Here is a 20,306-nt window from a genome sequence, read left to right as displayed (position 1 = left end):
GCGCTCTACTTATGCTTCCTGTTCACCTTGATCGGCGAGACATCCGCGTCATACGAGCTGACGGTTCCGTGTCGCTTCAACCGCTCAAGGAGAGCTCGGTCTGCAGGGGTATTCCTGACATGCAGGGCGGTGCGTCCCACTGTGGTCAGTTTCGAATAGTCGCCTCCCAGCTCCTGCAAGATCGCGAAGAGGTCTGCGCGGGCAAGGTCGCCAAGGTGCGGTTCGAGAAGGGGTACTACGTACTGCGCAGAAGCGCCACCCTGCGCCATCTTCTGCACGACGACGGACGGGATGGTGTGCCCGTACTTCACAGCAAGGCGCGCCAGTTCATTCAGCCCTCGCTGCCCAGCGACCTCGGCGTACGCTTCAGACTGCTCGACGATCACCCGCTTGATCGCGTCCTTGATCTCATTGTCGGCGAGAAGCGCCGCCAGATCCGGCTGCACCAGCTCCGGCGTCATGTAGCGCGCGAACTTCTCCGACTCGCGGATGAACGCCCTTCGCGTTGGCCAATCAGTCGCCGCAAGGTGCGCATATGACTCCGCGGTGTCCGAGATGATGTCGTGCTTGAGGAGTAGCGCGAGCAAGTCGCCCGACTCGGCAGCAATCTCCCCAACATCGAGGTGGCTACTCAGCTCCAAGCTCGCAACAAGGCCCGCACGCAGCGTTGCGGCTGGCAGTTGATCCCGCGCCGCAAGAATCGTGGTCGCCAATCTGGTCTTCTCATCCTCTTCGGCCGACTCAGCCTCGGTGAGCGTGCCTGCCGCGGCCAGCAGTAGAGCGATGTGGACATCGACTCCAAGCGCAGCAACGTATCGGCTGACGTTGTTGAACGTTGCAGGGAACCGCTGATGCATAGCCAACGCCGGCCACGCTCCCTCGGAAATGGCACCAAGATCGACAACCTGGCACGCTGGCGCAGCGCGCTCAACCACGTCGGCCACACGAGGCGTCCCTTGCTCAAGTAGTTCCTCGAGCACTGCGATGAACTGCTCACCTGTATCGACCGTCGCGGAAGAGCCTTCGATCGCGCCCAGATAGGCATCGATATGTTCGAGGACGTAGTCATAGACCGTCTTGTTCGCCGCTCGGATGACGTCGAGGGCAACCGTCTCGTCATTGCCAATAGCGAGAGTCAGGTTCTCATGCGTGATGTCGTACAAACTGCGCGAGACGAACGACGGACGGGCGCTTGCCGAGAGCGGCGTCAGGCTAGGCAGCGTGATGCTCGCCTCGGCGAAGAGCGATCCAACTCGCTCTGCCTGGACGGACGTCCCGTCGTTCGTGAGGACGGAGAACTCCGCGTAGTGCGTTCGCAGATAGTCAACGACCCGTGCTTCCGTGCGCTGCGCTGACGATGACAGATTCGCCAGTGCAACGTCCACTAGTTCCAGCTGCGAAGCTTCGTCCAGCTCCGCTTGGTTCACGAGGTAGATAAGCGTTCTTGGCGACATCGTCACAAACCGCTGGACGAGTTGTGCGCGCTGCTCACCGGCGGTCAGGTATGCCGGCAGGAACTGCGTCTGACTCTCTCCCAGGCCAACCAGCGAGCGAATCATGATGTCGGCTGCATCAACGTCGGTTGAAAGGAGCCGGTCGAGGATCGCGATGTTGTAGAGCGCAGGCTCTTTCAGTGCGCTCTTGCCACGCTCCCGCACGACGGCATCGACGTCCTTCGGGCCGAGTTCAAAGTGCGCATCCATCAGGTCTCGCTCGACGTGGTGGATGATGAAGTTCGTCGCCGCCGGGCTCACTCGGTCACCGTGGAAGGTGGACGTGTATAGCGTGAAGTTGCGGTTGATGTGTCCGGCCCGAACAAGCTGGTAGGCCAAGCCAGGCTTGAGCAGTGCCTTGGCGATGTACTCAAGCGACTGCTCCGTCTCCTTGTAGGTCGCAGGCGTACCTTCGCTCGCAGGCGTGTCGAGTTCCTTGAACATGACTAGAAACTCTGGGCGCTTGATCAGATCACCCATGTCCGCACCGCGCAGGAACTTGATGTCCTCGATCTTCTCGTCGAGCTGTGCATTCAGAGCATCCCGATCCGCATCGCTCCAGCTGTCAGCATCCAATGGATCACCAAGCGCGCCGACAAGGCTGGATCGCGAGAACGTCAGTGCGTGGCCAGACGACATCTGCTGGCGGAGCTCTGGGTCACCATCCGCCGCAACGAAAGCGGCCCAGAACTCCACACTTCGTAGGTCCGCGTCCGACTTCGGAGAGCCATCAACCGAGGACGTCAAACCGTTCCGACGTCGACTTCCTAACGATGTTGCCGAGGCTGCCGTCCGTCCGATGTGCGCTGCCAGCAAGTCCCCAAGGTGAGAGCTGCGCGACTCTGCGCCGCTCTTGCGTGCAAGCCTCTGGCTAAGCCCACGACGTTCGCGCTCGATGTGCTTGATGTTCTCGGTTACCAGCTCGCGACTGAGCTTGTAGAGGGTGTCCAGATTGCTCTTGCCGAGTCGGATCGTCTCGAAGTCCGTGAGGTGCGTGCTCTTGTAGAGCATCATCGCGAACAGGTCAGTCTCGCTCAGGTCGAGTTGCTCACCGTCGCCTGAGAAGATTCGATCGCGGAAGACGATGAACTCGTTGCGGACGTTCTTCAGCAGCCGCATATCAGGGACGTACTGCGCAGCTAGATCGAGCAGTTCCGGCTTCACCTTGTGCTCGATCTCGCCCAGCAACCGAGTCGCCAGGTTCCGTGCACTGCGATGCGTGATGAACGGCACCACCGGAATCACGAGATCAAAGAACTTGGTGCGGTTAGCACGCACCGCCTCAGCCTGCGCCGGATCCTCGATTGCCAGTACGCCCGTCTCGAGCTTGCGGCCTTCCGCCTCCAACCCGATTCGGTCGAAGATGCTGTCCTTGATCGCGTAAATGAAGCGGATCGGTTTCTCGATCTGAGGCGAGGCGTTGAGCAATGTATTGAGCGCGCGCAGCGTCTCGAAGATGTGTGAGTCGTTAAAGCGGTCGATGTCCTCGAAGATCACGACGTCACGATCCGACACGTCGAAGAAGTAGACGATCTCGTCGAGGTACTGGTCGAAGTACGACACAGAGTTGTCATCGAGGGTGACAGTCGCTGCGCCGGCGGACAGCTGCTTGATGCGGATCTTCCCGTAGAACAGCCAGCGCACCAGAAGCACCGCAGTCGTTGCCACGACCCAAACGATCAGATGCGTCCAGACGCCGAGGTCGTTCAGCGCCGTGAAGGTCGCTGAAATCTGCGCACTCCAGCCAGTCAGCAAGAAAATGACGGCAACGGCCAGACCGATCAGTGCAGCCGTGCCGAACTCTCTCCACCACCGGAAGCGCTCGATTCGACGAAATCTGGACGCAGGAGTCTTGCTCGGATCCTCCCGGTAAAGCAGCTGCTTGACGATCTCCTGCTGGATACGGTTCGTCGGAGTCGTGGCCTGCAGCGGCACCGACTCGTCTAACTTGGACGCTTCGATCGGGGCAAGGGTCGACAGCGAAAGCTCGACAACGCGGTCGTCGAGTCGCTTCCCGAGCTCACGCAGAATGCTGCTCTTGCCGACTCCGTAGTTGCCGGACAGCGCGATGTTACGGATCTCATCGTCTTCAAGCGCAGCCTCAAGCGCCGAGACGTAGCCACTGTGCTCAACCTCGAGATACTCAGGGGTGAGTGGGATGAGGCTCCATGGACTTCCAGCGTCCGAAGGTTGGGCGCCGCGGCTCATGCCGTGTCCTCCGCACCCCACTCCTCGTCAGCAAGCGGGGCCCCGTTCAACTCGTCGCGGCGTGCGCGCCAGTCCGGCAAGAACTGATCCATCAGCTCGGTGAAGCGCCGGTTGTGGCTGCGTTCGTGCAGGTGTGTCAGCTCGTGTACGACGATGTACTCGAGGCAACGCGGGTTTTTCTTGGCCAGCTCGGGATTAATCCAGATCGTGCGGGAGTGCGGCATGCAGGTGCCCCACTTGGTCTTCATTCGTCGCACTACGATCTTGTCGACTTCGACTCCCACGATCGGTTGCCACTTGGCGAGCAGGGTAGGCAGGGTGGCCTTGATCTCTCGGCGGTACCAGCGATCCAGAGCGGAGAGCTTGGCCTCACTGTCAGCACCGGCGGGCGTCACTACCCAGAGTGTCTGCCCCTTGGTCTCGACGTGGAAGTTACCCGAGGTGCGCGAAACATCGAGCCGGTATCGCTGACCCCAGACGTAGTGAGTTTCACCGGATTGCATCTCACGCTTGGTCTGGCGATCTGCCTTCTGTAACTGCTCACGCTGACGCTTGATCCATGGCAAACGTTGGACGATCGCTAGCCGGATGGTGTCCTCGTCGGTGGTATCTGGAGCGGCAACGCGAACTCGCCCGACCGGCGGGTAGACCGAGATGTGCAGGTTCTTGATATCCTTATAGACGACGTCAATCCCGAGGCCGGCGACAGTGAGGTAAGCGTTAGCGGTACTCATCGTGCTCCTTCAGAAGCTTGACGAGTGCCTCCAGACGTTCCGCTTCGAAGCCGTCCGGTAGCTCGCGGCGAAGCGTGCGGACCAGGGCACGCTCCTTGATCGGGTTGCCTGCCCAGCCGTGTTCTTTGTTGTTCTGGATGACGTTGCCCAGGTACTCGACATCGATGACGATGTCGCTTGGCCAGCTGAAGTCGACCAGTGCCCGACGAGCTGGAGTTGATGCCCAAGCAGGGTAGGCAGTGTCCGACTCCTTCTTTCCGACCTGAGAGGTCAGGGAGAGGAGGTCGTTGAGGAAGTCGGCGTAGGCCTCGGCTTCCTCGCGACGGCGTTCGATGATGGCGTCTAGCAGTAAAGACATCCGGTCGTAGTACTTCGGGTTCAGCGCCCGCTCGTCGACGATGGTCTTGCGGACGTTGTTGATGATGGTCTCAGCCACCGCCTCGGGATTCTTTCGGATACCTTCCGGCAGGGTGTCGATGGCCCCGGCACCGCGTTCAACGATCAGCTGCACCAAGCCCTGGTCCAGGGTCGCAACCGTCTCTGATGGCTCGGCCAGGATGTAGGTATCGAGTAGCGAACGCATGCCTGCTTCGAACTGCTTCATGTCTATGTTCTCGCCAGCGCCACGTTCGACTTCATTGCGTACGGCAACGTAGTGGGCGACCTCGCTCTTGATGGAGGCCGCTTCAGCAGCCGTGTAGCCAGCCGAATCCATGTCGTTTGCCAAGGTGCCGTAGGCGCGAACCAGCGAAGCGACCGACTTGTACAGCTCGACACGCTTTGGTTCGTTGATCTTGATCTGCTCCGCATCGCCCGGCTCAAGCGAGACGAAGTAGTGCTGGTACTCCAACGTTCCCTTCGGCGGAGCCACTGGTTCGCAGAGGGCACGAACTCGCTCGAGGGCCTCATCCAGATCCTGTCGATCCTGCTCGGTGCGGTCCTTGAGCAGTCCTTCGATGTCTTCTTTGGCGTAGCCGTCGAGGGCACCCGAGGTGTAGTCGGAGATGGCTTGATCGAGCGACTTGAACAGGTCGCGGTAGTCGATGACGTAGCCGTAGGTCTTGTCGTCACCGTCGAGGCGGTTGACGCGGCAGATGGCCTGGAACAGGCCGTGATCTCGCATCTTCTTGTCGATGTAGAGGTAGGTGGCGCTCGGGGCGTCGAAGCCGGTCAGGAGCTTGTCGACTACGATCAGCAGCCGCATCTGGCCCGGCTCTTCGATGAAGCGACGCTTGACGTCCTTCTCGAACTCCTCGATTCGCTGCACCGCCTGGTCTGCCGGCTCGTGGAAGTAGTCCGCCAGCATCTGGCGGTAGATGTCGTACTTGATCAGCTCTTCGTTGTCGCCCGCGCCTGCGTCTTCTTTCGAGATCGAGGTGGCGGTTGGGACGTAGCTCGACACGATGGCGACCTTGTCCTTGAAGCCCGCTTGGACGAACATCTCATAGAACTTGCAGGCCTGGTAGACGCTCTCGCTCACCAGCATCGCGTTGCCGCGTCCAGACAGCAGGCGAGGCTCACGTTCGAAGTCCATCAGGATGTCTTGCACGATCATGGCGGCGCGCGAACGAGCCGAGACGACCTTCTGCATAGTGCCCCACTTCTTCTTGAGGCGTGCCTTGCTGAGGTCAGTCAGTCCCTTGGTCTTGATATCGAACCACTTGTCAACTTGCTCCGGGCCGATCAGGTCCTGGTCGATGTTGCGAGCCGTGTAGCGCAGGTCGAGCACCACGCCGTCGCGCACTGCTTCATCGAACTTGTAGGTGTGGATGAACGAGCCAAAGGTCTCGATGCTCGTCATTTTGTCGGCTTTGAGCAGCGGCGTGCCGGTGAAGCCAATGAACATCGCGTCCGGTAGCAGGGCAGTCATCGCCTTGTGCAGCTTGCCGCTCTGAGTACGGTGCGCCTCGTCGACGAATACGAACAGATTGCCCTTGGCCTTGAAGTCAGCCGGGATGCGAGAGCCCAGCTCCTTGATGAACTCGTCGCTGTCGGTCTCGTCCGCGTCGTCGGTCTGGTCGCCGGAGCGGAACTTGTGGACGAGCGAGCAGAGTAACCAAGGCTGGCTCTGGTTGAGCTTCCCGATCAAGTCAGCGCCCGAAGTCGACCGATAGATCGACTCGTTGACGCCGCCGAAGACCTTCTCGATCTGCTCATCGAGTTCGGTGCGATCCGTGATAATCAGGACGCGGGCATCGGTCTGATGTTCGCGAATCCACTTCGCCAGCCACACCATCGTCAGGCTCTTGCCCGAACCCTGCGTGTGCCAGATGATGCCGCCCTCGCGGCTGCGGACTCGCTCTTGAGCGGCCTTGACCCCGAAGAACTGGTTGTGCCGGGCGGTCTTCTTGACCCCCGAGTCAAAGACGATGAAGTCGTGAATGATCTCCAGGAGCCGATCCTTGGAGCACATCTGGAGCAGGGAACGGTCGAGCGGGTTCGGCTCTTCGCCGGACTCCTTCCACTCGAGCCAGTACTTTTCGGGTGTATCGATCACGCCGTAGCGCAACCCCTCGACGTCGTTGCCAGCGAACAGCAACTGGACAGTCGTGAAGAACGGCCGCACGAAGTGCTGCTTCTGGTTGCCGATGTTTTGGCGGATGCCCTCGCTGACGCTGACCAACGAGCGCTTCAGTTCGATCACGCCCAGCGCGATGCCATTGACGTAGAGCACGATATCCGGACGCTTGGTGTGTTCGCCCTTGATGGTGACTTCCTCAGCCACGACGAAATGATTGGCCTGCGGGTTGTCCCAGTTGATCGGCCATACCGTCTCGGTGGTCTCGCCGATGTCTCGCTTCACCTTGACGCCGTAGCGAAGAAGCTCATAGAACTTACGGTTCGAGTCGTAGAGCTTCTGGCCATCCGCCAGAGAGGCGGCGGTCAGGAGCTGAGAGACCGCACGGCGAATCAACTCGTCGTCGTAGCCACGCGCCTTCAGTTTCTGGATCAGCAGAGCCTCGTCAATGTTGCGGTTATCGAGATCCTCCCGGTTTCCGCCATAGTCGTAGTCGAGCCGATCACGGAAGAGAGCCACGACACGGTTCTGCGTCTTGCGTTCGATCTGACCTACGGTGCTCATGCTGCGGCCCCCTCGGTGAGACGCGTGCCCCCAGTCAGCAGTTCCTGCATCATGCCCTGCTTGATAGCCCGAGCAGACTCGAGGCGACGCGCCAGAGCGGCGATCTCGTCGTCGATGCTCTGAAGAACCGCACCGATCGCACGTTGCTCGTCCAGTGGCGGAAGATCGAGCCAGGGGTCCGTGTAAAATCCGCGCCCGAGGTTCGGCATGGCGCTCAGGCCGAGGTGAGCATCCATGGCGGCCCGTGCGGAACGGGTTTGCAGAGCAAAGTAGAGGTAGACGCCCGTGATGAGCTGCGGCCTCGGCCGAAGTGCTCGGATAAAATTTGAAGAGTAGAAGCCTGGATCGCTGATAAGCGCCACGTTGCCGATCGTTCCACTGGCTGTTATAACAACATCGCCGGGGAGCAGGGCAGCGCGAGCGGCCTCTGATGTGGTTAATCCACGCAATGCGTACCCCTTTATGACGTGGTCCGCCGTCACGTCTCCCGCACGAATGACACGGCCTTCCACGGCTGCGCCTCCGGGCGCGCTCCCCCAATAGCCGGAGAATTTTGTTGCAACCGCCAGTAGTGACTCTTTGCGGCGCCATGGTCCGGCGAACCCCGGCAGGCGTGTACGGCCAGTCAACAGCTCCTGGATCAGGCCCCGCCTGATCCCGCGAGCCTTTGCGATACGGCGTTTCATATTCGTAATTAGTCGATCCGCACAGGATAGCGAATCAGCGATTCTCCGCTGTGCTTCTATGGGCGGCAACGGGAACTTCAACGACTTGAGCCGGGCAAGATTGAATCCTGGAACTCCAGTGCCTACGGCTCCGCCAAGTATCGATTGCTGCATCTCAGATCCTGAGAACAGATAGTAGAGATACTCTGGTAGGACGATCCTGGGATCAGGAGTCAACTTCATCTGCTTGTTTGAGATGACATACTCGCGGTATGCCGAAGTCCCGTCGAGCAGCCCAACTTGGTTGATCGTCCCCCAGCAGCTGAATATCAGATCCCCCTCCCGGACAACAGATCGCGAGAACTCCGCCGCTTTGGTCGGATCCAGAAAGACCAATCCTTCGTCCCTGAAGCGGATCTCAGAGTCGGCGCTAAGGTTGCTTCCCCTAACAATTGGGATCCCCGATGGACGGAAGAACCGCGAACCGATCGACGACCCGAAAGGGCCAGTAGACATAGCGTTTGCGGAACGGGCCGCGATATCCTCGACGGAGACGATGGGCCAGTTTGTCATGAGTACATCCCCATCGACGCAAGATGTTGTACAACCTTCGCGCTCGACGCCTCGATCTCGGCGTCGAGATGCCCGACCGTGGTCTCGTATCGTTCGGCGAGCACACGTAGGCGAGCCGTGAACTTCTGCACTGCTGTCACAAGCTCGCTCTCTATGCCCGTCGCGATGGTGGCGCCCCATTTGTCGTCAATGACGAGCTGCTTGATGTCGTCGGTGGTGAGCTTGCCGTACTGAGCCAGAGCCTGCTCCTCGAGCTTGGTCGTCGCTTCCTTGACCGCCTTCTTGGCGGCTGCCCCAGCGGCGAACAGGCTGGCGACGTGGTTCAGCGCCTTGATCTCATCGGGATCGGCTCTCTCGGCCTTGGCTGCACGGAGCCGGTTCTTGACTGTGGTCGCGGTGATCTTGTCGTCCTCGACGGCCTCCCAGAGCAGGCCTTCCTCGACGGCGTGCTCTTCGGTGTATTCCTCGACCGCCTGCGTCGCAGCTTCGAAATCGGCGGCCAGCTGGTCGAGCTGGGCCTGTTCATCGGCGAAGAACCGTTCGATGATGTAGTTCGGCGGAATAAGGTCCATGACCCAGCGCTTGGCCTTGGCGCCGGTACCGAAGGTCAGATGAGCGTCTTCATACTTGGTCTTGTTGCTCTTGTCTTTCCAGGTGCGGGCAGTACGAGGCTTGGCCGCGGCGTCCCAGCCTTCGCCGACGATCAAGGCGACATCGTCATGCATCGATGCGTTCCAGTAGCTCATCAGCTGCTCGTAGACGGCGTACTCGTCGAGCAGTCGATGCGCGCGGAAGCTCTCCAGGAGCGACTCGCCAAGATCGGATGACAGATCGTTCGGCCGGGTCGATCCATCAATCCCTTCGAGTGCCGCGCGGTTCGCGTGCCACCACGACTTGACGAGATCCGTTGTTTCAGAGCTGATCACTGCGTACTGGCCGAAGCCAAGCACTGTCGACTCGATGTAGGCCTTGCTGATCTTCAGTTCCGAGTAGCCATCGCGTAGGGGCGAGAACAGCTCTTCGCGCAGGCCGGGGAAGGCGTCCCAGTAGAGCTGCAGATCGTCGAGGTCGCGGTTCGGGATGCCGCCCTGCAGGTGGGCGCGGAGATCCTGGATGTCCTCCGGCTCGGACGAGTCGATGTAGCGAGGGATGTTGAGGTTGTAGTCGTTTTTCGCGTCCTCGATCTCGCTATTCGGTACAAAGCGAGAGAAGCGATCAATGTCCGCCTGAGACAGATAGGCATCGATGATCTTTCGCATATCGCGCGGGCGCAGACGGTTCTTCGGGCCGTCTTTCTCGAAGCCCTTGGAAGCGTCGATCATGAAGATGCCCGTGCGGTTAGCGGCGCTCTTCTTGTCGAGAACCAGAACGCAGGCCGGGATTCCGGTGCCGTAGAAGAGGTTCGCCGGCAGTCCGATGATGGCCTTGATGTAGCCGCGCTTGATCAGTTCTTTGCGGATCTGTGCCTCGGAGTTCCCGCGAAAGAGCACGCCGTGCGGCAAAATGACCGCGCCACGTCCGGTCGACTTGAGCGACTTGACCATGTGGAGCAGGAAGGCGTAGTCACCGTTCTTATCCGGCGGCGTTGCGAAGCCGTCGAAGCGGCCGTAGTCCTTCTCGAACCCGTTCTTCCAAGTCTTGTGCGAGAAGGGCGGGTTGGCTACCAGATAGTCGAAGGTGGTGAGCCTGTCGCCCTCACGGAACTTCGGATCGGCCAGCGTGTTGCCCTGCACGATCTCGTGGGTCTCGTTGCCGTGAAGGATCATGTTCATCCGAGCCAGGGCCCACGTGGCGTTGTCGTTCTCTTGGCCGTAGATGGTCAGGCCGTTCGGCGCCGCATCGGCCACTTTGATGAGCAGCGAGCCCGAGCCACAGGTCGGGTCGTAGACCGTCGTCGACTTCGGCGTTCCAGCCGGGATCTGCAGCAGCTGAGACATCACGCGCGAGACCTCGGCAGGCGTGTAGAACTGGCCCTTGCTCTTGCCGGACTGCGTGGCGAAGTGCCGCATCAGGTACTCATAGGCATCCCCGAGCAGGTCGTCGCCCTCGGCCCGAGAGCCGGTGAAGTCGATGTCCTGGAAAATGCCGATCAGGTTCGAGACGCGATCCTGGAGATCCTTGCCAGACCCGAGCTTGGTCGGGTCATCGAAGTCGGCGTTGTTGATGACGCCCTGCAGGTTGTTCGCCTCCGCCAACTTACGGATAGCGACGTTGACCTTCTCGCCAACGTCCGGCTTGCCCTTGAGGGTGATCAGGTAGTCGAAGGAGCCATCCTGGGGCACCTCGATCAGGGCGTAGGGGTCAGCCTTGGCCTTGTCCGAGACGTACTTCACGAAGAGCAACGTCAGGACGTAGTCCTTGTACTGGCTGGCATCCATCGAGCCGCGAAGCTCGTCAGCACTGCTCCAGAGGGAGCTGTACAGGTCAGACTTCTTGAGGGCCACTACCACCTCACCGTCCTCGATGGCACATTGTGTGCCGGGCGCGTTGGCTCTCTGTGTTGCTTCATCGGGTTGTGCTCCTCCGCGCCGAGGGCGCGTCTTAAGTTGTGCTCATAGTGCCGTGTCCCACGGTACCCGCAACCTCCGACGCTGCTACAGTGCCGCGCCGCTCGGGCGGGTGTCGTGCTGTCGCAGGCGGGAGCCGGACGGCTCGACCGGGATGCTGCGATCTACCGTCTATTCTCTCATAATCCGCAATTTACCGGAATAGGAATATCGCGGAGCAACGGATAAATGCCTGACGAGAGGCACTTTTAGTATTGTCGCGGCGATAGATTCGTGTTATATTCCAGAGCAGTAATGCGTCTGGCTTTCCACCACACCATCTCAGATATTTCTTGCACCCTCGCTTTTCGAGGGGGTGATTTCGGAGCCGTCGCGTAGTGCCTCTGGTTCCGGATCTCTCACCAGTCGGCTGGTTCCTGTTCGGGGCGATGGTGCTCCTGATCCTGACCTACCTCTACTTCTGGTGGATGGTGATCAAGGCCAGCGCTCACAAGCATGTCTCTCGTGAGAAGGTCACCAACCGGACGCTCACCGCGTCCCTCGCTCACGCGAAGCGCAAGGGGAACACGCATCGCTTCCTGATCCAGATCACCACCAAGGGCGGTGCGCTCTCCGTCGTCCAGCGTGGCATCGACAACGTTCTCGCTGGCGTCGCCCGCTATCCGGTGCTGCAGAAGGTCGTTTGGGTGGAGATCATCACCGAGGACGCCGACGAGGTCGCCGCACTCCAGACCCGCTACCGCAACGCCGTCATCCCAGTGACGCCGTACCTACTGCCGACGGACTACCGCACACCGAAGGACACCCGTCTCAAGGCTCGCGCGCTGGAGTACATGGTCGAGCAGCACCGCGCCCACCCGACCGATTCCTACGTCGTCCACTATGACGAGGAGTCCGTCTTCACGCCCGACAACCTCGCGCGTCTCGTGCATCGGCTGAGTCGTCATCCGGTCGGGATATCGGAGGGCATGATCTCCTATGGTCTGGACTGGAACGAGACGACGCTGCTGAACAAGGCGATGGAGTCGAATCGCCCCTTCGGCTGCCACGAGTGCTACTCCGTGATGACCAGCCCACCGCCGATGCACCTGCACGGCTCGAATCTCGTCGTTCGTCAGGATCTGGAGAACCAGATCGGCTGGGACATCGGCAACCTCGACGGTTCCGCCCTCATCGCGGAAGACCTCGTCTTCGGTCTCGCTGCCTATCTCAAGTTCGGGAAGGACGTGTTCGGGTGGCATCACACCGAGATGATCGAGCAGCCACCGTTCACGCTGAAGGCCGCCTACAAGCAGCGTGAACGCTGGGTGTTCGGCGCCATGCAGGCCCTCGCGCACATCCGCCAGCAGCCGGACTGGATGCGTCTGTCCCGCAAGGATCGCTGGCACATCAACGTGATCATCCGCCTGCGCGTGCTGACCTACGCCCTCGGCTTCCCAGTCTCGCTTCTCGCGCTGGGCTCCAACGTCGTCATCCTGCTCATCCTCGCCGCCGAGGCTATCCGGGAGGGCACCATCACCGTCGTCGCGCCCGAGCTGACCGTCTACGGCATCATCACGACGATTGGGCTCGCTCTCTGGATGGCGGGCACGCAGCTGGGCCTGTTCTACAACCTCCGCTACACCGGCATGACCCGTCTGCAGAAGCTCCGCGACCACGCCCTGGTGCTCCTTGTCACGCCGTTCGCCGGTGTCATCGACACCGCCGGCCCACTCGTGGCCGTCCTGAAATGGCTCGCCGGTATCCGTGAAGTGGCGTGGAAGCCGACCCCGAAGCTCGCCGTGGAGCCGAAACAGCAACCTAAGCGCGTCGCTGCCGCCGAAGTAGCAGCAGGAGAAAAAGCAGCATGAGCAGTTACCACCAGCAACGAGAAACCCGCAGCCGGATCATCTTCACCGTCCTGATCATCGCCGTCACCGTCGGCATCACCTACGGCCTCATCCGCCTCACCCTGCCAAGCCTCACCGGTCAGACCACGACCACGAAGAACGACTCCACCTCCCAGACCGCCGAAAAGCAGGAAGAGGAGAAGGATCTGCCTCGCGGCGACGCCAAGCGCGTTGCCGACCTCGACCGCCTCGCCGCAGCACTCAAGACCTACAAAGAACAGCACGGCGGGTATCCGATCAGCACCGGTACCTGCGCGGGCGGCAGCTTCGACAGCGACGCCGACCTCGGCTTCCTCGCCGACCTCGAACGCGAAGCCGTCATCGACGCCATCCCACGCGACCCGGCAGGCGTTGCCAAGATCACCAAAGCAGGGCAGGACAACGAGGCGACCAGCACTGAGGACTGCGACACCATGTACGGCGCGAAGCACTACCTCTACTACTCCAACGGCACCAAGTTCGCCCTCATCGCCAGCGTCGACGACGCCGACGCCATCCCCGACAACGCCGCAGGCGTCTACCTCGCAGAAGGCGACCGCGAATGGTTCGACGGCTCAGCCCTCATCGCCGACTGGCACTGGAGCCGCAACGTCTACATAGTCAGCAACCAGAAACTCGCAGAAGTAACGAAGAAGTAGTCCGCGCACGCGATAGAGACTGCATTCCGGGAGTATTCGGCGGATTGGAGCCAACGCGTCAGATTGCTTCAGTTGGGAACGTCAGGACGGAGCCGCTATTGCCACACCCGGTCTCAACGATCACCTCGTCTTCGCCTTCCAACTAACCCCGGTCTCCCTGTTGCACGATGCAACGTGGCATATCTGGATGCTTCGCGGCCAGCAGCCTGTCGCACCCGCTTCGGCCACGGTGCCAGCGTTGCCATCCGGTAGCGCAGCCACAGGTCGACGAGCACTGCCTGGTCGGTCACGATCTGCACAGCCTGTCGAGTCGCCTGACCCCACGTATGGCGCGGTCGGAGCCCGGCGCCGTCGAGGTAGTCAGCAATCGTCGCTCCGCCGTAGGGGCGGAGGGCGATCCCTTCGAACAGCTCCCCTCGAACGTCGATCAGGTGCTCACGCAGCGTATGCGCCATCCAGTGCGGCCACCGATGCGCTGTGGAGTCGTCTTCGAGCTGGGCGATGACGATGTAGGGATCACGTTGGCAGTCTTCACACGCACGGTCATCGGCGAACATCGGACGGCGAGCCTGATGGGCTGCACTGTCACGCCACGATTGCAGCGCCCGGTCCAGCTTCTCGTCCCAGGACGGGTATGGCTCGGCGTTCATCAGCAGGCAGACATCGCGATGCAGTTCGGTTCCAGCGCCACCGTCTTCGGCAGCGTGCCCGGGTCGAAGCGCCGACTCAGCTCGATCCGCTCCTCCAGCTCCGGAGTCAGCCAGGAGTGCAGCTCCAGCGGGTAACCCATCCAGAACAGCCGCTTCACGACGGGCCTGTACCAGCAGGCCACCCGCGTCTGTCCCTCGAAGATGGTGAACTCGGCGTGCAGCGACCGGGCATGCGACGTCGACCCGATGACCCGGATCGGATACGCCAGGTCGATGCAGAAGCCCGAGATGAAGGTGCACGACGAGGTGTGCCCACCAACAGAAACGACCCGAGTGGAGATACTCGTGTCGTTATCGAAGATGGCGGTACTCGCCGCAATAGAGCTCTTGCCATAGTCGGCAAGGCGGAGGTAGTGGAGGCGTTTCGGCATAACGGAGGGCTCCTTTCCGGGAGGGCAGGGACGAGGAACATACCGTCCTCCCCCGGGCCAAGCCCAGTCCGGCAGTAGCCGCCCTAAAACGCCCCTAGGAGCCCAATCCAGCCGCCTCAGCCGGAGTACCCCCGATGCGTGTTCTCCTTGATGAACGCCATCAGAGACTCGCGTGAGATGTACTTCCGACTGCCGATCTTCGTGTGCTCAATGTCCCCACGGTTCGTCAACTCGTAGACAGCCGAGTAGGGAATCCCCAGCGCCTTGCCCGCGTCCTTGAGCGACAGCAGCATCGGCCCGGACCCTGAAAGCAGGTTCGGTCGGATCACCGTCGTCTGCTCAGCTTCGACCACCTCGACTTCCGATGCCACGTCCTTCCAGGAGCCGAAGTAGCCGTACGGGCGGTTGAACTCTTCCTGCACCTTCTTCGCCGCGTCCTCTTCGTCCGTGGCACGCACCCACCGCTCGGCGACCTGCCGCTCCTGTTGCCCATCCGTGGCCGTTTCCTCGCCTTGCGTGACGAACGGCAACCGGAGCCGAATGACCTCGTTTTCCTCAGCACAGCGGGGACGCCAGTCGATCCGAAGAACTTCGTGCGCACCTTCCACGAGATTCGCGACCAGGCTGGGCTGCCACGCATCACCGTGCACCACACGCGCCACACCGCCGCGACACTCCTGAAAAACCTCGGCGTCCCGGTCCGCGACGTCCAGCTCATCCTCGGGCACTCGAACATCACGACAACGCAGGAGCTCTACCAGCACGGCGACGTCACCGGCCAGCGGGAAGCGCTCGAACGAGTCGCCGCGTCCCTCACGCCACCCGTCGCAACTCTGGCAGTGAATGGCACGCGTGAGCAGGCGAGTGCAGGCCGTTGCCGTCAACTACTGCCGTCAAACGGCTACTACGCCATGGAAAGCGAAGAAACGCAAGCAAAGAAAAACCGCCGATGAACGGGGGTCGATACGGCGGAATTTCTTGGAGGGCCCAGTGGGGCTCGAACCCACGACACCCTGCTTAAAAGCCAGATTTGTACCACTTTGGCGAACTTGCCGCCCCCTGTTATCACAGCGCTTCGCACACGTTCACGTTGCCTCACATTGGGTTCCGTTGCCGTCAATTACTGCCGTCAAACCGTCCTGCCGGATATCCACCAAAGCGAGCGCATTTTCGCGTCAGCGAATCGGCAGGGAGTCATACGTCAAGCCTGCAACGCTGCTCTTATGAACAAGCTCCTCAAGGCATCGTTCCCGCTGTCTCTGCTGCCCGCCACACCGCTCATGCCCGAGAAGAAGGAGCCGCGTCCATGACGCTCTACGACGAGACCCCACCCATCCCGCATCCCGACCAGCTCAGCTTCGAGACCATCGACGTCGGCATCGGGCAGCCCGTGGACGACATCCCGACTGGCAAGCGGGCGGTGATCTACCTCCGCGTCTCCACACCGAGCCAGGTCAACACCGACTACGACCCGGAAGGTATCTCCCTCCCAGCGCAGCGCAAGGCCTGCTACCGCAAGGCCGACCAGCTCGGGATCACGATCATCGACGAGTACATCGAGCCTGGCCGCTCCGCTCGGGAAATGAGTAAGCGGCTGGCGTTCCAGCAGATGCTGGAGCGCATCCGCACCGAGCGGGACGTCGACTACGTCATCATCTACAAGCTCTCGCGCATGGCCAGGAACCGCTTCGACGATGCCATCGTCGGTGCGGAGCTGAAGAAGCGCGGCGTCACCCTCATCTCCGCCACCGAGTCGATCGACGAGACTCCGGTCGGGCAGCTCATGCACGGCATCCTCGCCGCGTTCAACGAGTTCCGCTCCGCCGAGGAAGGTGCCGACATCGCCTACAAGATGGGTGAGAAGGCCAAAAAGGGCGGAACGCTCGGCAAAGCGCCCATCGGCTACATCAACACCATCGATCGCATCGACGGCCGCGAGATCCGCGCTGTCGCCATCGACGAAGAGCGTGCGCCCCTCGTTCGGCTCGCTTTCGAGATGTACGCCGCCGGCGAGGCGACTCTGGAGGACATCCAGAACGAGCTCACCGACCGAGGCCTGCGCACCCGCCCCACCCAGCGCCGCCCTGCAGGCCCCATCTCCGTCTCGAAGATCCACCAGATGCTCCAAGACCCGTACTACGTCGGCATCGTCACGTACAAGGGCGAGGAATACCTCGGCCGGCACGAACCGCTCATCGATCGGGAGCTGTTCGACCAGGTGCAAGACCTCCTGGCCTCACGCGGCAGGGCAGGCGAGCGCCGCCGCGTCGTGCACCACTACCTCAAGGGCACCCTGTGGTGCGGCGCCTGCTGGCGGCGCGACAGATCCATCCGCCGCATGATCGTGCGCCGCACCATCTCCCGCAGCGGCGAGGAGTACCTGTACTTCTTCTGCCGTGGCACCCAGGACGGCTTCTGCGACGCCAAGTACTCCAACGTCCACCGCATCGAACGCGCCGTCGAAGAGCACTACCGCACCGTCCAGTTCAGCCCTGACTTCCTCCAGGCCATGCGTCAGACCCTCGACGACGCTCTCGCCGAGCAGGAAGCCTCACAACGCGCCCTGAAGGAACAGCTCGAAGGGCAGCTCGACCGCCTGGACGCACAGGAGAGCAACCTCCTGGAGCTCGCCGTTCACGACACGATCCCCAAGGAGAAGATCCGCGCCAAGCTGCGCGAGATCGGCACCAAGCGCGAACGCCTCACCGCCCAGCTCCAGACCACCGTCGACACCCTCAAGGACGCCGTCGAGTTCATCGAGGTGAACCTGCGCCTGCTCGAAGACCCCTACGAGCTGTACATGAACGCCAGCGACGAAGTCCGCCGACGCCTCAACCAGGCCATCTTCAAGCACATCTTCATCGACCACGACGAGATCATCGACCACGACCTCGAAGACCCGCTCGGAGACCTCTTCACCGTCCAGACGATCTACCACGCCAGCACCATCGGAGCACCGCCTGGCCGCCTGCATGACCTCGCCCAGGCCTCCTGGGCCAAGCACTACCAAACGAAGAAGAAGGGAGCCGCCCACATGGGCGACTCCCTTACTTCGTTGACCCTCGCGGCTCCTCCAAACCCGGCCCATAGGGTCGGTGTTTGCAGTAAGCCTCACCTGGTCGGGCTGACAGGATTTGAACCTGCGACCCCTACACCCCCAGTGTAGTGCGCTACCAAACTGCGCCACAGCCCGATGCCGGTAAACCGGCGTGCTGCCGAAGCAACCTGACTATCCTAACCCAAAAATTCCCCAGTCAAAATCCGCTTCGTCCGGCGCGTCTTTACGCTTGCGACTCGTACGCTGGCAGGTATGAGCCGAACTCTGCACATCATGCGACACGCGAAGTCCGACTGGTCCACAGGCGAACCTGATCATGAACGACCACTCAACGGGCGCGGGCGAAAGGATGCGCTGGCCGCTGGCCGGTACTTGGCATCATTCGGACGCTCGATAGATCGAGTACTGAGTTCCTCCTCGACCAGAACGCGAGAAACCTGGGCCCGCGTAGAGCAGGAGGGCGTGAGCGCGAACAGCATCGAATTTCTCGATGCCATCTACGAAGCCTCAACCGCGAGCGCGCTCCGCCTGTTGCGCGAGGTGCCGAACGACGCACAGTCCGTCCTGTGGCTTGGCCACTTCCCCACCGTCGAAGATCTCGTGTTTACCCTGGGTCAGCCGGACGATAATCCGGCTTGGCAGCGCATTTCCGAGAAATATCCCACGAGCGCGATCGCAACCCTCGAGTTCGATGGCGAGTGGAGCATCCTCGCGCGGGAGTCCTGCCAGTTGATTGATTTTGTGATTCCTCGCGGCTAGACCCGCCTGGCGACTGACAGGGATTCGACCACGGTGTCGCTGGCTCAGGTTACGATCCACTAGGAGAAAAACGGGCCGCCGTCGGTGCTGCCTGTTGCGAATGAGGAGAACCATCTATGAGCGATCCGCTGCTCAATAGTCTGGCTACGGCCGTCAATGCGAGCCCGAATGACGTCGAATTGCGCACGCTCTACGCCGCGCGGCTCGCAGACGCGGGCGAACGGGACTCCGCCGTTGGGCAGGTGCTCGTGGTCCTCAACCAACAGCCACAGCACGGTGCCGCGAACGAACTCTTCGCAAAGCTCACCGGTGCGCCGCAGCAGAACTCGCAGCAAGCATCCCCCACCTCGCAAGACGGCTCGCGCCCCCAGCCGACCGGACCGGCACAGCACCAAGCAGGCGGCCCGAGTCAGCCCGGCTCTGCAGACCAGTCAAGCTCAGTAGACCAGTCAGACTCAGCCGGCCGGTCAGATTCGACAAGTCAGCCAGACTCGACAGGTCACCCAGACTCGACAACTCAGTCAGGGAACGACTCCAATCCCGCCGACGACGTCGACTGGCGAAAGCTCGAGTACGAGATCAACAATCCGACTCTGCCGCCGTTCATCATCAACCCCGACCCGAACTCGCGCGCACAGGACTTCGGGATGCTCAACGACAACCAGATCGAGCAGCTCAATGAACAGGTTGCGGAATGGAAAGAAGAATCCGTCGCGCCCACCGAAGTGACCAAGGAATCAATCACCCTCAAGGACGTCGGTGGCCTCGCCCAGGTGAAGCAGCGCATCCACGAAAGCTTCCTCGACCCGATGGCGAACCCCGAAATCGCCAAAGCCTTCAAGAAGTCACTCCGCGGTGGCCTGCTGCTCTACGGCCCTCCGGGATGTGGAAAGACCTTCATCGCGCGCGCCATCGCGGGTGAGCTCGGCGCGAGCTTCATCTCGGTCACCCTTGCCGATGTCCTCAGCAAGTGGCTCGGTGAGAGTGAAGGGAACATCCACAAGACCTTCATGGAAGCGCGACAGAAGGCACCGGCGGTGCTCTTTCTCGACGAGATTGATGCAGTCGGTGGCAAACGCAGCAGCCAGCAAAGCCAACACCTGCGTTCGGTGGTGAATCAGCTGCTGATGGAGATGGACGGCGTCGACAACCAAAACGAGGGCGTCTACGTGCTCGCGGCCACGAACATGCCGTGGGATGTTGACTCGGCGCTCCTTCGCCCCGGTCGCTTCGACCGCATGGTGCTCGTACTGCCACCGGATGAACCGGCCCGAGAAGCAATCCTGCAGCTGCACCTGCGAGACCGGCCCATCGAAGGAATCGACCTCGAAAAGCTCGTGCGCCTCACCGACGGGTTCTCGGGTGCCGACCTCCAGCACCTCACCGACACCGCCGCAGAGAAGGCAATGGCTGACTCGCTTAAAACCGGCCAGGTACGACCGATCAATATGAAGGACATGCAGCGCGCGCTGAAAGAGGTCAAGCCCTCAATCGGCCCGTGGATGGATAGCGCCCGCAACGTCGCCACCTACGCCAACAATGACGGCCGGTATGACGACCTCGTCGACTACGTGCGCAAGTCGAAGCGACTCTAACCACATCCCCCATCCGCAAGGTTC

15 protein-coding genes, 1 tRNA gene and 2 pseudogenes are annotated in these 20,306 nt (G+C 61.3%); 7 read left to right on the top strand and 11 right to left on the bottom strand.

Annotated elements, in window-relative coordinates:
• Positions 1–5: 5 nt before the first annotated feature.
• The 5 genes from F8O05_RS03615 to F8O05_RS03595 are packed head-to-tail and all read right to left on the bottom strand — an operon-like array spanning position 6 to position 11,205.
• Positions 6–3,701 carry a YobI family P-loop NTPase gene (locus F8O05_RS03615; protein ID WP_158051405.1) on the bottom strand — a complete coding sequence of 1,232 codons (3,696 nt, stop codon included), beginning with the start codon at positions 3,699–3,701 and terminating at the stop codon, positions 6–8.
• Complete coding sequence (locus tag F8O05_RS03610) at positions 3,698–4,435, bottom strand: M48 family metallopeptidase (protein WP_158051404.1); 738 nt, start codon at positions 4,433–4,435, stop codon at positions 3,698–3,700. The genes F8O05_RS03615 and F8O05_RS03610 overlap by 4 nt, the downstream gene beginning before the upstream one ends.
• On the bottom strand, positions 4,422–7,517 hold the full coding sequence (locus F8O05_RS03605) for a type I restriction endonuclease subunit R (protein ID WP_158051403.1): 3,096 nt from the start codon (positions 7,515–7,517) through the stop codon (positions 4,422–4,424). Before F8O05_RS03605 ends, F8O05_RS03610 begins: the two co-directional genes overlap by 14 nt.
• Positions 7,514–8,755 (bottom strand): restriction endonuclease subunit S, encoded by a 1,242-nt coding sequence (locus F8O05_RS03600; protein WP_158051402.1) that lies wholly within the window; start codon positions 8,753–8,755, stop codon positions 7,514–7,516. The genes F8O05_RS03605 and F8O05_RS03600 overlap by 4 nt, the downstream gene beginning before the upstream one ends.
• Positions 8,752–11,205: a type I restriction-modification system subunit M gene (locus tag F8O05_RS03595; protein ID WP_225735719.1), complete on the bottom strand. Its 2,454-nt coding sequence runs from the start codon at positions 11,203–11,205 to the stop codon at positions 8,752–8,754. Before F8O05_RS03595 ends, F8O05_RS03600 begins: the two co-directional genes overlap by 4 nt.
• Before the next feature lie 434 nt (positions 11,206–11,639).
• On the opposite strand from F8O05_RS03595, the gene F8O05_RS03590 reads away from it, so the two are divergent.
• Both F8O05_RS03590 and F8O05_RS03585 read left to right on the top strand, forming a co-directional pair.
• Positions 11,640–13,112, top strand: coding sequence for a glycosyltransferase family 2 protein (locus F8O05_RS03590; protein ID WP_158051401.1), 1,473 nt, complete (start codon positions 11,640–11,642; stop codon positions 13,110–13,112).
• A complete protein-coding gene (locus F8O05_RS03585; RefSeq protein WP_158051400.1) occupies positions 13,109–13,789 on the top strand; it encodes a hypothetical protein in 681 nt (226 codons plus the stop codon). The genes F8O05_RS03590 and F8O05_RS03585 overlap by 4 nt, the downstream gene beginning before the upstream one ends.
• Before the next feature lie 113 nt (positions 13,790–13,902).
• On the opposite strand, the gene F8O05_RS03580 is transcribed toward F8O05_RS03585, so the two are convergent.
• The 3 genes from F8O05_RS03580 to F8O05_RS03570 all read right to left on the bottom strand — a co-directional run bounded on the left by F8O05_RS03580 (position 13,903) and on the right by F8O05_RS03570 (position 15,400).
• Positions 13,903–14,439, bottom strand: a complete 537-nt coding sequence (locus tag F8O05_RS03580) for a hypothetical protein (protein WP_158051399.1) — start codon at positions 14,437–14,439, stop codon at positions 13,903–13,905.
• Positions 14,439–14,870, bottom strand: a complete 432-nt coding sequence (locus tag F8O05_RS03575; RefSeq protein WP_158051398.1) for a hypothetical protein — start codon at positions 14,868–14,870, stop codon at positions 14,439–14,441. The genes F8O05_RS03580 and F8O05_RS03575 overlap by 1 nt, the downstream gene beginning before the upstream one ends.
• Positions 14,871–14,986: 116 nt before the next feature.
• Entirely contained in the window at positions 14,987–15,400 is a 414-nt protein-coding gene (locus tag F8O05_RS03570) for a helix-turn-helix domain-containing protein (RefSeq protein WP_158051397.1), read from the bottom strand.
• On the opposite strand from F8O05_RS03570, the gene F8O05_RS03565 reads away from it, so the two are divergent.
• On the top strand, positions 15,383–15,823 hold the full coding sequence (locus tag F8O05_RS03565) for a tyrosine-type recombinase/integrase (RefSeq protein WP_192497024.1): 441 nt from the start codon (positions 15,383–15,385) through the stop codon (positions 15,821–15,823). The genes F8O05_RS03570 and F8O05_RS03565 overlap by 18 nt on opposite strands.
• A 353-nt stretch (positions 15,824–16,176) precedes the next feature.
• A pseudogene (locus F8O05_RS15270) lies at positions 16,177–17,052 on the top strand (recombinase family protein); the annotation flags it as partial.
• Positions 17,053–17,106: 54 nt separating this feature from the next.
• On the opposite strand, the gene F8O05_RS14920 reads toward F8O05_RS15270, so the two are convergent.
• From F8O05_RS14920 to F8O05_RS03555, 3 genes are all read right to left on the bottom strand, one after another.
• On the bottom strand, positions 17,107–17,340 hold the full coding sequence (locus tag F8O05_RS14920; RefSeq protein WP_225735718.1) for a hypothetical protein: 234 nt from the start codon (positions 17,338–17,340) through the stop codon (positions 17,107–17,109).
• An 81-nt stretch (positions 17,341–17,421) separates the two neighbouring features.
• Positions 17,422–17,808, bottom strand: a complete 387-nt coding sequence (locus F8O05_RS14915; protein WP_225735717.1) for a hypothetical protein — start codon at positions 17,806–17,808, stop codon at positions 17,422–17,424.
• A gap of 178 nt (positions 17,809–17,986) precedes the next feature.
• Positions 17,987–18,063, bottom strand: a tRNA-Pro gene (locus F8O05_RS03555).
• A 117-nt stretch (positions 18,064–18,180) separates the two neighbouring features.
• Between F8O05_RS03555 and F8O05_RS15265 the strand changes: the two are divergent.
• The 3 genes and pseudogenes from F8O05_RS15265 to F8O05_RS03545 form a co-directional block, all read left to right on the top strand.
• Positions 18,181–18,378 (top strand): annotated as a pseudogene (locus F8O05_RS15265) (SixA phosphatase family protein); the annotation flags it as partial.
• Between the two features lie 12 nt (positions 18,379–18,390).
• A complete protein-coding gene (locus tag F8O05_RS14905) occupies positions 18,391–18,687 on the top strand; it encodes a SixA phosphatase family protein (protein ID WP_225735758.1) in 297 nt (98 codons plus the stop codon).
• Positions 18,688–18,803: 116 nt separating this feature from the next.
• Positions 18,804–20,282, top strand: a complete 1,479-nt coding sequence (locus tag F8O05_RS03545; protein ID WP_158051394.1) for an ATP-binding protein — start codon at positions 18,804–18,806, stop codon at positions 20,280–20,282.
• Positions 20,283–20,306: the final 24 nt, after the last annotated feature.

Origin of the sequence: Gulosibacter chungangensis (genome assembly GCF_008831155.1) — a bacterium.
In the GTDB taxonomy this organism is placed as follows: domain Bacteria; phylum Actinomycetota; class Actinomycetes; order Actinomycetales; family Microbacteriaceae; genus Gulosibacter; species Gulosibacter chungangensis.
The sequence above is the reverse complement of the archived record's forward strand: the minus strand, read 5'-3'. Positions and strand labels throughout refer to the sequence as shown.

Excerpts from the sequence above, each read along its gene's own strand:
- F8O05_RS03615 (WP_158051405.1), bottom strand. The coding sequence starts at position 3,701 with ATGAGCCGCGGCGCCCAACCTTCGGACGCTGGAAGTCCATGGAGCCTC.
- F8O05_RS03610 (WP_158051404.1), bottom strand. The coding sequence starts at position 4,435 with ATGAGTACCGCTAACGCTTACCTCACTGTCGCCGGCCTCGGGATTGAC.
- F8O05_RS03605 (WP_158051403.1), bottom strand. The coding sequence starts at position 7,517 with ATGAGCACCGTAGGTCAGATCGAACGCAAGACGCAGAACCGTGTCGTG.
- F8O05_RS03600 (WP_158051402.1), bottom strand. The coding sequence starts at position 8,755 with ATGACAAACTGGCCCATCGTCTCCGTCGAGGATATCGCGGCCCGTTCC.
- F8O05_RS03585 (WP_158051400.1), top strand. The coding sequence starts at position 13,109 with ATGAGCAGTTACCACCAGCAACGAGAAACCCGCAGCCGGATCATCTTC.
- F8O05_RS03580 (WP_158051399.1), bottom strand. The coding sequence starts at position 14,439 with ATGAACGCCGAGCCATACCCGTCCTGGGACGAGAAGCTGGACCGGGCG.
- F8O05_RS03575 (WP_158051398.1), bottom strand. The coding sequence starts at position 14,870 with ATGCCGAAACGCCTCCACTACCTCCGCCTTGCCGACTATGGCAAGAGC.
- F8O05_RS03545 (WP_158051394.1), top strand. The coding sequence starts at position 18,804 with ATGAGCGATCCGCTGCTCAATAGTCTGGCTACGGCCGTCAATGCGAGC.